At 35.5% G+C, this 12,844-nt stretch carries 9 protein-coding genes and 3 tRNA genes; 4 read left to right on the forward strand and 8 right to left on the reverse strand.

The features are described from left to right. Window positions 1-29: 29 nt before the first annotated feature. Together guaB and trpS are read right to left on the reverse strand one after the other, a co-directional pair. Window positions 30-1,511, reverse strand: a complete 1,482-nt coding sequence (guaB, locus tag NFR56_RS05100; RefSeq protein WP_003009220.1) for an IMP dehydrogenase — start codon at window positions 1,509-1,511, stop codon at window positions 30-32. A 142-nt stretch (window positions 1,512-1,653) separates the two neighbouring features. Further along, window positions 1,654-2,682, reverse strand: coding sequence for a tryptophan--tRNA ligase (gene trpS / locus NFR56_RS05105; RefSeq protein WP_049486041.1), 1,029 nt, complete (start codon window positions 2,680-2,682; stop codon window positions 1,654-1,656). A gap of 205 nt (window positions 2,683-2,887) precedes the next feature. Here trpS and NFR56_RS05110 point away from each other — a divergent pair, with 205 nt between their 5' ends. Next, window positions 2,888-4,513: an ATP-binding cassette domain-containing protein gene (locus NFR56_RS05110; RefSeq protein ID WP_049486042.1), complete on the forward strand. Its 1,626-nt coding sequence runs from the start codon at window positions 2,888-2,890 to the stop codon at window positions 4,511-4,513. Window positions 4,514-4,562: 49 nt separating this feature from the next. Then, entirely contained in the window at window positions 4,563-7,130 is a 2,568-nt protein-coding gene (locus tag NFR56_RS05115) for a YfhO family protein (protein ID WP_134974247.1), read from the forward strand. 98 nt (window positions 7,131-7,228) lie between these two features. On the opposite strand, the gene NFR56_RS05120 is transcribed toward NFR56_RS05115, so the two are convergent. The 6 genes from NFR56_RS05120 to rlmH form a co-directional block, all read right to left on the reverse strand. After that, window positions 7,229-7,302: transfer RNA gene (locus NFR56_RS05120), tRNA-Asn, on the reverse strand. Between the two features lie 8 nt (window positions 7,303-7,310). Beyond that, window positions 7,311-7,382: transfer RNA gene (locus tag NFR56_RS05125), tRNA-Glu, on the reverse strand. A 50-nt stretch (window positions 7,383-7,432) separates the two neighbouring features. Continuing rightward, window positions 7,433-8,191, reverse strand: coding sequence for a response regulator transcription factor (locus NFR56_RS05130; protein ID WP_003009229.1), 759 nt, complete (start codon window positions 8,189-8,191; stop codon window positions 7,433-7,435). Continuing rightward, window positions 8,188-9,528 (reverse strand): sensor histidine kinase, encoded by a 1,341-nt coding sequence (locus NFR56_RS05135; protein ID WP_049475057.1) that lies wholly within the window; start codon window positions 9,526-9,528, stop codon window positions 8,188-8,190. Before NFR56_RS05135 ends, NFR56_RS05130 begins: the two co-directional genes overlap by 4 nt. 347 nt (window positions 9,529-9,875) lie before the next feature. Continuing rightward, window positions 9,876-9,949, reverse strand: a tRNA-Arg gene (locus NFR56_RS05140). Between the two features lie 42 nt (window positions 9,950-9,991). Next, a complete protein-coding gene (gene rlmH / locus NFR56_RS05145; protein WP_003009233.1) occupies window positions 9,992-10,471 on the reverse strand; it encodes a 23S rRNA (pseudouridine(1915)-N(3))-methyltransferase RlmH in 480 nt (159 codons plus the stop codon). 204 nt (window positions 10,472-10,675) lie between these two features. Here rlmH and htrA point away from each other — a divergent pair, with 204 nt between their 5' ends. Both htrA and NFR56_RS05155 read left to right on the forward strand, forming a co-directional pair. Next, window positions 10,676-11,857: a serine protease HtrA gene (gene htrA / locus NFR56_RS05150; RefSeq protein ID WP_134974857.1), complete on the forward strand. Its 1,182-nt coding sequence runs from the start codon at window positions 10,676-10,678 to the stop codon at window positions 11,855-11,857. Window positions 11,858-11,928: 71 nt separating this feature from the next. Continuing rightward, entirely contained in the window at window positions 11,929-12,690 is a 762-nt protein-coding gene (locus NFR56_RS05155; protein WP_134974856.1) for a ParB/RepB/Spo0J family partition protein, read from the forward strand. The last annotated feature ends 154 nt before the right edge of the window (window positions 12,691-12,844 follow it).

A 12,844-nucleotide genomic window follows, 5' to 3' on the forward strand; every position in this document is an offset into this window, starting at 1 on the left:
CTGTTATTTTTGTTTACAAATGTGTAAATTTATTGTGCCGAGTAGTTAGGAGCCTCGTTTGTAATTTGCACATCATGAGGATGGCTTTCTTTCAATCCGGCACCGCTCATTTCGACAAATTGTGCATGATCATGTAAATCTTGAATGGTTGCTGCACCAACATAACCCATACCTGAACGGATACCACCGATCATTTGGAAGACCATATCTGCTACAGAACCTTTATAAGCAACGCGTCCTTCAATTCCTTCAGGGACCAATTTATTGGCTTCATTGACAGATCCTTGGAAGTAACGGTCGCTAGAACCTTTCTTCATTGCTGCAATAGATCCCATACCACGGTATGTTTTAAATTTACGACCTTGGAAGATTTCTGTTTCACCTGGTGCTTCATCTGTACCTGCAAGCATTGAGCCAAGCATAACTGCGTTTCCACCAGCTGCTAGTGCTTTGACAATATCTCCTGAATACTTGATACCACCATCAGCAATGATCGTTTTTCCATATTCACGAGCTACAGCGGCTGCGTCATAAATAGCAGTCACTTGAGGAACACCAACCCCTGCAACAACACGAGTTGTACAGATTGATCCTGGACCAATTCCGACCTTAACTACGTCTACCCCTGCATCAAATAATGCACGAGCACCTTCAGCGGTTGCAATATTTCCTGCAATCAAGGTACGATCTGGGAAGTGGGCACGAATTTCTGCAATCTTACGAAGAACACCCGCAGAATGTCCATGAGCAGTATCGATGACAATGGCGTCTGCACCAGCTTCAAAAAGAGCTTCTGCACGTTCAAAAGTATCTGAAGTAACCCCTACGGCACCAGCTACAAGCAAACGACCAAATTCATCCTTAGCCGCATTTGGGAACTCAATAACTTTTTCAATATCTTTGATTGTAATCAAGCCAGAAAGACGACCATTTTCATCTACCAATGGTAATTTTTCAATACGGTGCTCTTGTAGAATGCGTTCAGCTGTTTCCAAATCAGTTCCAACCGGTGCAGTCACCAAATTTTCACTCGTCATATGATTTGAAATGGGTTGATTGTAATCAGAAATAAAACGCAAATCCCGGTTTGTAAGGATACCAACTAATTTACGATTTTCAAGTGTTTCAACAACAGGAACACCACTGATTCGGTATCGTCCCATCAACTCATCTGCTTCTGCAATTGTATGAGACGGAGTCAAATAGAACGGATCAATGATAACCCCATTTTCAGAACGTTTTACTTTGCGTACTTCATCTGCCTGTTGCTCAATTGACATGTTTTTATGGATCACACCAAGTCCACCCGCACGTGCCATAGCAATTGCCATTTGACTTTCAGTCACCGTATCCATAGCAGCAGTAATGATTGGGATATTCAAGCGTAAATTACTTGCTAATTGTGTACTTAAATCTGCATCATTAGGCAATACGTGACTTTCTGCTGGAATCAAAAGCACGTCATCGAATGTAAACCCTTTTTTTAAAAACTTTGTGTCCCAATTAGACATTAGCTGGATCCTCTTTTCTTTTTATTTGAGCAAGGCTCGAATTTTTATTGTTAATATCATACCATTCTATGGCAATTTGTCAATCATTTATTGGTAAATTATCAATGAACAGTAAGAAATGTTCGCTTTTAATGAAGTCGTTTTATTTTTTAAAATAGGTAATTCCCATCGCAGATTTTACTTCATCCAGTGTTTGAGCTGCTACATTTCGAGCGCGCTCACTTCCTTTTTCAAGAATAGAGTAGACCTCACCCATATCCTTTGCAAACTCAAGTCGTCTTTCACGAATTGGTCTTAATTCACGATCTAAAATTTCTAAAAGATATCGTTTGGTCTTTACATCACCAAGTCCACCACGTTGATAATGTTCTTTCATTTCTGCAATTTCAGCTACATCTTCTGGACGGCCAAATACATCCAGGTAATGAAATACCATATTGCCTTCGATTTTTCCTGGATCCTCTACTTTAATATGATCAGGATCAGTATACATGCTCATCACTTTTTTCTTTAAAGTATCTGCATCATCAGCTAGGTAAATGCCATTATTCAACGATTTAGACATTTTAGCATTTCCGTCTAAACCAGGTAAGCGCCCTGCTGCTTCGTTTTCAGGATAAATCCCTTCCGGTTCCACCAAAGTATCTGTGTTGTAAGCATGATTAAAGGAACGAACAATCTCACGAGTTTGCTCAATCATTGGCTTTTGATCATTTCCTACTGGAACAAAATTTGCTTTAAAAGCTGTGATATCGGCTGCTTGTGAAATAGGGTATACCAAAAATCCTGTTGGAATACTCTCACCAAAACCTTTTTGAGAAATCTCGGTTTTTACAGTTGGGTTTCTTTCAAGTCGCGCCAAAGATACTAGATTCATGTAATACATGGTCAATTCCGCTAATTCAGGAATCTGACTTTGAATGAAAATCGTAACTTTTTCAGGATCTAGTCCAGCTGCCAGATAATCCAAAGCAACATTACCAATAGATTCTACAATCGTTTTTGGATCTTTTGCATGGTCTGTCAAAGCTTGCTGGTCTGCTAGGAAAACAAACATATTATACTCGTCTTTATTTTGCAACAAGACGCGATTTTTTAAAGAACCAACATAGTGGCCGATATGGAGTTTTCCTGTCGGTCTATCTCCTGTCAGAATGATGGGTTTTGTCATACTCTTCTCCTTAATCGTTATCCCTATCATTATAGCACTTTCTAGTTGAAAATGTTAGTCTATCCTCTATGTTTGTAAGGAATTATCACTTTACTAAACTGTCAATTTCGTTTACATCATTGTAAAAACAAATTGACAGTAAAAAAGTTGAATTTTCCCCTATTTTCTAGTAAAATGAAGACATTATAGAAAGAGGAGAAAATCATTGCTTACAGTATCAGACGTCTCACTACGTTTTAGTGATCGAAAATTGTTTGACGATGTCAATATCAACTTTACAGAAGGAAATACATACGGTCTCATCGGTGCCAACGGTGCTGGAAAGTCAACCTTTTTAAAAATTTTAGCTGGAGATATTGAACCAACAACTGGTCATATTTCTCTTGGCCCTGATGAACGTTTGTCTGTTTTGCGTCAAAATCACTTTGACTACGAAGACGAGCGGGTCATCGATGTTGTCATTATGGGAAATGAAAAGCTCTACAACATTATGAAAGAAAAAGATGCTATCTACATGAAAGAAGATTTCTCTGATGAAGATGGTGTCCGTGCAGCTGAACTGGAAGGTGAATTTGCCGAACTTGGTGGATGGGAAGCAGAAAGTGAAGCATCTCAATTGCTTCAAAATCTAAATATTTCAGAAGACCTTCATTATCAAACTATGAGCGAGTTAGCCAATGGGGATAAAGTGAAAGTTCTCTTAGCTAAAGCCCTTTTTGGTAAACCAGATGTCCTTCTTTTGGACGAGCCGACCAATGGATTGGATATTCAATCCATTACCTGGTTAGAAGATTTTCTGATTGATTTTGAAAATACGGTTATCGTTGTATCCCATGACCGCCACTTTTTGAACAAAGTCTGCACCCATATGGCGGATCTCGACTTTGGAAAAATTAAACTTTACGTCGGAAACTATGATTTCTGGAAAGAATCTTCTGAACTTGCAGCAAAATTACAAGCAGATAGAAACGCAAAAGCTGAAGAAAAAATTAAACAATTACAAGAGTTTGTCGCACGTTTCTCAGCCAACGCTTCAAAATCAAAACAAGCAACTTCGCGTAAAAAAATGCTTGACAAGATTGAACTTGAAGAAATTGTTCCATCTAGTCGGAAGTACCCATTTATCAACTTTAAGGCAGAACGAGAAATTGGTAACGATCTCTTGACAGTTGAAAATCTTTCTGTCAAGATTGATGGAGAAACCATCCTTGACAATATCAGCTTTATCTTACGTCCTGGTGACAAAACCGCGCTTATCGGACAGAACGATATTCAAACAACCGCTTTAATCCGTGCATTGATGGATGATATTGAATATGAAGGAACTGTCAAGTGGGGAGTTACAACTAGTCGATCATATCTACCAAAAGACAACAGTCGTGATTTTGCAGGTGGTGAAAGTATTCTTGATTGGCTTCGTCAATTTGCAAGTAAAGAAGAAGATGACAATACTTTCCTTCGTGGTTTCTTAGGACGTATGCTCTTTTCGGGTGACGAAGTTAACAAGTCTGTCAACGTCTTGTCAGGGGGAGAAAAAGTTCGTGTCATGTTGTCTAAATTGATGCTCCTCAAGTCAAATGTTCTTGTACTGGATGATCCAACCAATCATTTGGATTTGGAGTCTATCTCAAGTTTGAATGATGGATTGAAGAATTTTAAAGAATCGATTATCTTTGCCAGCCATGACCACGAATTCATTCAAACACTCGCCAACCATATTATCGTTCTTTCAAAAAACGGCGTAATCGATCGTATTGATGAAACCTATGATGAGTTTCTTGAAAATGAAGAAGTTCAAGCAAAAGTGAAAGAACTTTGGAGCCAATCATAAAAATAAAGAGCCCTGAAATAATGATTTCAGGCTCTTTCAGTAGAAATATATGAATAAAACAAAGCTAAAAACATTCCTTTTTATAGTATCTTCTTTCCTGATTCCAGCTATCATGATGTTCTTTATTTACCTCTCACAAGGAATCTACTGGAACAGTGATACATCCCCCTTATTAGGAGATGGTTATCATCAGTATGTCATTTTTGATACCACACTTCGAAATATTTTACATGGGACAGATAGCCTATTTTACAGTTTTCAAAGTGGATTAGGCATTAATTTCTATGCACTCAGTAGCTATTATCTAGGAAGTTTCTTTTCTCCTCTTGTCTACTTCTTTAATGCACAATCCATGCCGGATGCTGTTTACCTCATCACTCTTCTTAAATTTGGAGCTATTGGCTTAAGCACTTATATTAGTTTACATGGAATGTTTTCTAAAATTCCTAGATTCCTGGTTCTTACCCTTTCAACCTCATTTGCTCTTATGAGCTTTGCTATCAGCCAAATTGAAATCAAAACTTGGCTAGATGTTTTTATCCTAGCACCATTAATTCTTTATGGATTTAAAAAACTCATTTACAATAAGGGAGAGATTCTCTACTTTATCAGCTTAACCAGCTTGTTTATCCAAAATTATTATTTTGGGTTTATGATGTCTATTTTTCTTATTTTATGGTACTTGACACAACTGTCATGGGACATCAAAGAAATTGGAAAACGCTTCTTTCATTTTGTGATTGTATCTCTTTTATCAGTTATAACAAGCCTTGTGATGTTATATCCAACCTTCTTAGATTTACGCACTCATGGAGAAAGTTTTTCAAAGGTTGACAGTATCTTTACAGAAAAAAGTTGGTATCTTGACGTATTTGCAAAAAATTTCATTGGAAGTTTTGACACTACTAAATATGGATCAATTCCAATGATCTACGTGGGATTATTTCCACTTCTATTAGCGATCACCTTTTTCTTTGTAAAGTCGATCAAGTTTCACGTGAAACTTTCTTACTTTATACTCTTGACCATTCTTATTTTGAGTTTTCGTTTTCAATTATTAGATCTCCTTTGGCAAGGTATGCACGCGCCAAATATGTTTCTTCATCGATACTCTTGGATCTTTTCTTTGACGATTATTCTGATGGCAGGAGAAGTACTAAATCGAATAGAGGAGATCACTTGGATTCGTTTTAGTCTTGCTAATTTCCTCCTTATTCTAGGATTTGTAGCAACTGTCCTTTACAGCAGTCACTATAAATTTTTAGATGCAGTCAATTTCATTGTTACTTTTGAATTTTTAATTGCTTTCTATTTGGTCTGTTTAGGATTTATCCTAAAAAAGATACCGCCTAGACTTTTCTATCTTTCGATCCTTTTTTTCTCCATTTTTGAATTATCGGTGAATAGTTATTATCAAATGGAAGGAATAGCGAATGAATGGGTATTTGCTTCTCGATCATCCTACGAACGAGACTTAAAAGCCATCCAATCCTTAATAAGAGAGAAGACAGACTCTAATTATCGGACTGAGATTCTACAGCCGCAAACGGGCAATGATAGCATGAAGTATGGTTATAATGGAATTTCTCAATTTTCATCTGTACGAAATACGGATGCTAGCTCGACATTGGACAAACTTGGATTTAAATCTGAAGGAACCAACCTCAATCTTCGATACCAAAACAATTCTATTTTAATGGATAGTCTATTTGGTGTTCGCTATAATTTAAGCCAACAACCTGTTCAAAAATTTGGATTTAAAGAGATTGCAATCAAAAATGGAGTCTCACTTTCAGAAAACGAATATGCCTTACCAATCGCCTTTCTGTCAGCAAAACCTTATAAAAATACTTCCTTTACGAATTTGACACTGGATAATCAGACACGATTCATCCATCAAATCACGGATGAAAAATATAAATTTTATAAGAAATTAAATATTCTCTCGCCTACTTCACAAAATACTACATCTTCGTTGCAAACTGCAAAAATTGAAGAAGATAGTCATCTTTCCTACGCAAGTATTCAATATGAAGTAAGGGTTCCTGCTCATAGTCAACTGTATGTCAATGTTCCAAATTTACAATTTTCAAACGATGATCGAAAAGATATTGAAATCAGCTACAATGGACAGACCCAACGCTATACCATTGATAATGCCTTTCCATTCTTTTCGATTGGCCATTTTGACACAGAGGAAACAGTTACTATTCGTATGAGTTTTCCAGAAAATTCGACAGTCTCTTTTGATACACCAGAATTTTTTGCTCTGGATCTTGACCAATACACACAAGCTATCGCTAGCATTCGTCAGCAAGAAGTTGCTATTCACAAAAAGAAAAACAAATTGGTAGCAGCCTATAACGCAAATAGAGACACTACCCTTATTTTTACACTCCCTTATGATAAAGGCTGGTCAGCTAAACAAAATGGAAATCCTATCCAAATTCATCGCATCCAGAAAGGATTGATGGGAGTTCGTGTTTCAAAAGGATCCGGAACAGTCACCTTAACATTTGTTCCCCAAGGCTTCATTGAAGGACTCATTGCCTTTTTCGTTGGAATCATTCTCTTTTTCCTCTACGAATGGAGACAAATAAAAAGACGAAAAAGCTAAGGAATCTAACCATTGTTCACTTATAAATAAAAGGCTAGGATAGTCATTATCCTAGCCTTTTTCAAAACAAAAAAACACCCAAATGGGTGCTGTACTAGCTCCGCCAGTAGGACTCGAACCTACGACATCATGATTAACAGTCATGCGCTACTACCAACTGAGCTATGGCGGAATGAGATATAGTCCGTACGGGATTCGAACCCGTGTTACCGCCGTGAAAAGGCGGTGTCTTAACCCCTTGACCAACGGACCATATATTCATTAACAGAACATATCCCATTATATCAAAATTTAACTAATTGTCAAGCACTAAATTCTAAATTTTGCTCTTCAATTAATTTTTTGGCACGTTTGATATTGCTTCTTGAGATTGGACAAGAATAGCCTTCTTTCAACAGTAGCTGTTTCTTTTTCTTATCCATTCCAATGATCATACTTCTATTCACGATAAAAGATTGATGGGGACTGAAATATCTCTCCTCCACATCTTTCTCCAAGACATCTGATAAACTTCCCGCAATTTCTTTTTGAAAATTTTTCCCAACTAAGTTTAATTTATAAGCAGAACCAACCGTTTCAATATAAAGAATATCCTTAAATGGAATTTTTATCTTTTTATCCTTAAAGTCATACTCAAAATAATCTGTCAAATCATCATTTCCAATTTGAATAGTTGTTAGGTACTCAATACACTCCTTGATTTTTAATCTAAATAAATCTTCATTCAAATTTTTATCAATAAAATCTAAGGCAGATACTTTATAACGATAGGTAATCGAAGCGAATTCTGATTTTGTAGTAATAAAAACAATAATGGCATAAGGATTTGCTTCTCGTATTTTTTGAGCAATTTCCAGCCCACAATACTCATTGTCTTGGATATGAATATCTAGAAAATATAATTGGTGGATATCCGAATGTTGGATATAATTTTCAAATTCCGAAATTTTACCGGTAGAAATCACTTCAAGTTTAATTTCTAATTCCTTAGCAATTTCTGCAATATGTTTTTCTACCCGTATCTGTTGAGAGAGCTCATCTTCTAATAAAAAAATCTTCATTCTTGTTCGTATCCTCCAATCTTCAAAACTTGTAAAAAACGATTTCCTTGCAATTCCGTTTCTAAAAACATCGTTCCATAATTTGCTAAGATTTTTCTCACATTATTTAATCCTAGTCCTCTATTTTCTCCTTTTGTCGAATAGCCTTCTTCATATATTTTTCTAATATCAAAAGTGATTTCATTTGTTGTATTATGAATCACTAAGTAAACAATTTTTGAAATAGAGAAAATAGCAATATGAACTTTCTTTTCTTCTGCTTCTTTTGAAGCTTCCAAAGCGTTTGTCACTAGAATCCCAACGATTCTCACGATATCTAATAAATCAACTGGTAGTTGCTCGATTGGTTCACTCGTTTCAAAGGTCATTTCTACCCCAGCATCTCTTGCATCCAACCAACCTCGAATCAAAATACTTCGTAAAGCAGAATCTTTGATATTGACCAAGTTGAATCCTGATAATGCTTCTGTATTGATCTCTTTATAACCTTTTTCCAATACTTCTCTATGGATTCTCTGTATTTCTGGAATATTTTCTTCCTCAATAGCTAATGACATAGAAATAACTAAATTTCCCAAATCATGACGAAATCCCCTAACAATAGAATAGAGACTTTGAATTTCAGCCATATACCGACTCATTTGTTGCTCAGAAAATTCTTTATACTCCAGTTCTAAATTTTTACGATACTGATCTCGCTCGATTTTCATATGGAATAAGCTGACTACAAAAGAGAAAAAACAAATCGTTGCCAACATACTCCCAAAATTTTTAAATTGCGCTTGTTCACTAATCCATAAAGCAAAATTAATCACTACAAATATAGCAAAATAGACACAGATGAGTTTCTTTAAATATTTTTCAAATTCTTGCTCATAAAAAGGAGTGAAATCAAATTCAAATAAGTCAATTAACTTCAAAATGATTCCTAAAGAAAGCAAACGAATACACATATTGTAGACAATCGAGTAAGCTGCTACAACAGCATCTCCCAACACTGAAGAGACAATTATCGTCAGAAAAGTTGCTGTTCCTTCAACCGCTAAATAAGTAAAAAAAGAATAAAAAATGGCGCACAAGCGATTCGTCCGATTGGCATAATGATAATAAGGATATAAATAAACCGGCCATAAGAGCATATTTAAATCAGAGAGTCGAATATTTGAAAATAAAGTCACATCTAAAAATACTAAGAGACTTTCAAAAAGAAGAACAAAGGTGCTCAGAAGAAAGATAAATGCAAATTGATGTTCCTGATAGATTTTTTCGTCCACTAATGCAAACGTCAGAACAATGATCCCTCCCAAGAGAAAAGACAAGATTAATGACTGAATCACACAAACTCTCCCACTTTGTTTTTTCTATTTTATTATACTCTAGTATTATTATAAAAAAATAAAATTTTATATACAAAAAATTATAATATAAAATAGCCTAAAATTAAAGGGAATAGGTAAAATTGTAATTTTTTTAATGTTTTTGTTACATGAATGAAAACTATTTTACACAATTTATATAATCTACACTTTGCACTATATAGGGATTATTAGTCCTTTTTTAAAATATTCCTAATAAATCATTTCATTACTATTTGTCTATAGTGAAGTATACAAAAATTAATAGATAATGAAAATTTATACATTTTTACATAAAAAAAGATGCAGCAAAAGCTGCATCTTTCATTTGATCCCAGCAGGATTCGAACCTGCGACCGTTCGCTTAGAAGGCGAATGCTCTATCCAGCTGAGCTATGAGACCGAACTTACTTCATTTTAGCAGAAAAAGGAAGGAGCGTCAAGGTTATTTATGGTAAGGACTCCCCTGTTGAATCATGAAAGCACGATAGATTTGTTCCACCAACACTAATTTCATCAACTGATGAGGAAGAGTTAATTGACCAAAGCTCATTAATAGATTTCCTCTTTTTTTCACTTCAGGAGACAGACCAAGACTGCCTCCAATAACAAAAGTAAGGTTTGAGTAACCAGATGTCATAATCTGGTCAATCGTTTGACTAAATTTCTCTGAAGGAAATTGTTTTCCTTCGATGGCTAATACAATCACATATTCCTTATCTGAAATCTTAGAGAGAATTCGTTCCCCCTCTTTTTCAAGGATTTGTTGATTTTCGAGTTGACTGGCACGATCTGGAGTTTTTTCATCAACTAACTCAACCTGTTCTACTTTTGCAAATCGACCAAGCCTTTTAATATACTCCGCGATCCCATCTTTTAAGTATTTTTCTTTTAATTTTCCAACGGTTATCAATTTAATTTTCATTCCCCTATTGTAGCATAATTCTTCAATTCCACAAATAATCCACAGCTATAGAAAGGAAATCTATTCTATTAAGTCCTTTTTAAAGCCATTTCTCAACTTAATTCTACAACTTATCCACAATTTGTGGATAAGTTTAGTTATTTAAGATATAATTAAGAAAGTTTTTCTATACTTTAGACAATTTTATATCCTTAGGAGGAAAATATGAAATCTTCATCTAATTTACTGAAAAAACTTGGAAACATAACCCTCATTTTCGTTGTAGGTTTTCTAGGTGGGATTCTTGGAACCTTTTTAACCTTACAAACCTCTCATTCTTCTACTTCAAATACTGAAAGTAAGCAAGTACACTCAACCACTGTTAAAACAGCTTATAAAAATACAACCTCAACTAGTGAGGCCGTAGATAAGGTGAAAAATGCTGTAGTTTCTGTGATTACTTATTCTGATTCTTCGAATCAAGGGTTATTTGAAAAAGAAGAAAACTCTGACTCACAAATTTCTAGTGAAGGTTCTGGGGTCATTTATAAAAAAGAAGGAAAATATGCCTACCTTGTTACCAATACCCATGTAATCAATGGTGCTAAAAAAGTAGATATTCTTTTAGCAGATGGGAATAAAGTCCCCGGAGAAGTAGTTGGGTCAGATGTCTATTCTGATATTGCAGTCGTTCGCATTAGTGCGGATAAAGCAAAGGCAGTAGCTGAATTCGGAGATTCAAACCAATTAACGGTCGGTGAGACTGCAATTGCAATTGGTAGCCCTCTTGGAACAGATTATGCTAATTCTGTTACCCAAGGGATTATTTCTAGCCAAGGTCGCAATGTGAATTTGAAAGCTGATAATGGACAAAATATCTCTACACGCGCCTTACAAACAGACGCAGCCATCAACCCAGGGAACTCTGGAGGGCCATTAATCAATATTCAAGGACAAGTCATTGGGATTACCTCAAGTAAAATTTCAAATAATGGACAAACTTCAGTAGAAGGAATGGGATTTGCTATTCCTGCAAATGATGTTGTCAATATTATCAAACAGCTAGAAGAAAAAGGAAAAGTAGTTCGACCAGCTCTTGGAATCCAAATGATGGATTTATCCAACCTTTCAACTTCTGATTTAAGCCAATTAAAACTTCCTGAAAAAATCTCTGGAGGAGTACTGGTTCGTTCAACACTTGAAAATATGCCTGCTTCAGATAAATTGCAACGCTATGATGTCATCACAAAGATCGATGATACAGATATCGAGTCAACTGCAGATTTACAATCCACCCTCTATTCTCACCAAATCAACGATACGATCAAAGTCACATTCTATCGTGATGGAAAACAACAAACAACTTCTATCAAGTTGACAAAATCAACTGAGGATCTGAGCGATTAACTTTCACTTTCTTGACATACTTGTAAACACACCTTTACGAATTTGTAAAGGTGTGTTATTCTATTCATAAGATGGAAAAATTAGAAAAAATAGCGGTAAAGGACATTCGAACCAATCCTTTCCAACCAAGAAAAGTATTTGATCAAGAAAAATTAGAAGAACTGGCTCAGTCAATCAAAGAAAATGGCTTAATTCAACCCATTATTGTCAGAAAATCTCCAATAATTGGTTTTGAATTGCTTGCAGGTGAAAGACGTTTTAGAGCTTCAAAAATTGCTGGATTAGAGCTTGTTCCTGCGATTATTAAAGAGTTAACGGATCAAGAAATGATGCGACAAGCCATTATTGAAAATCTTCAACGAGAAGATCTCAATCCAATTGAAGAAGCTATCTCCTACCAGAAGCTCGTTGATCATGGCTATAAGCACGACCAAATCGCTCAATTTATGGGGAAATCTAGACCCTATATCAGCAATATGCTTCGCTTGTTACATCTAGCCCCCTCTGTTCAAGAAGCAGTCATTCAAAATGATATTTCTTCGGCTCACGCGCGTGTTCTTGTTCCTCTTGATGAGGAAGAGCAGCGCTTTTGGTTGGAGCGAATCAAACAGGATCATTTAAATGTTCGAACATTAGAAAGCAAGATCAGTTCAAAAAGAAAACAGAAAAATAAAAAAGCAAAAGAAAGCTTCCTACTAGAAGAGGAACAACAATTGAAAAAAATATTAGGAACAGATGTGACGATACACTCCTCTTCTCAAAATAAAGGAACTATCCAAATTTCTTTTTCCAGTCTTGATGAATACCAACGAATTATCAACAGCCTTAAATAAGGCTGTTATTTTTATTTTTTGTATTGACAAGCTTTTCCACCATAAAAATTTTTTGTAAATAGCAGAAAATAAGGATATTCTCTAGTTATCCCCACTTTGTGGATAACTTTTAAAAACAATGTGAATTTTAATCCACAACTTGTGGAAAAGTTTA

This window comes from Streptococcus caecimuris, from assembly GCF_943193075.1.
GTDB classification, from domain to species: Bacteria; Bacillota; Bacilli; order Lactobacillales; family Streptococcaceae; genus Streptococcus; species Streptococcus caecimuris.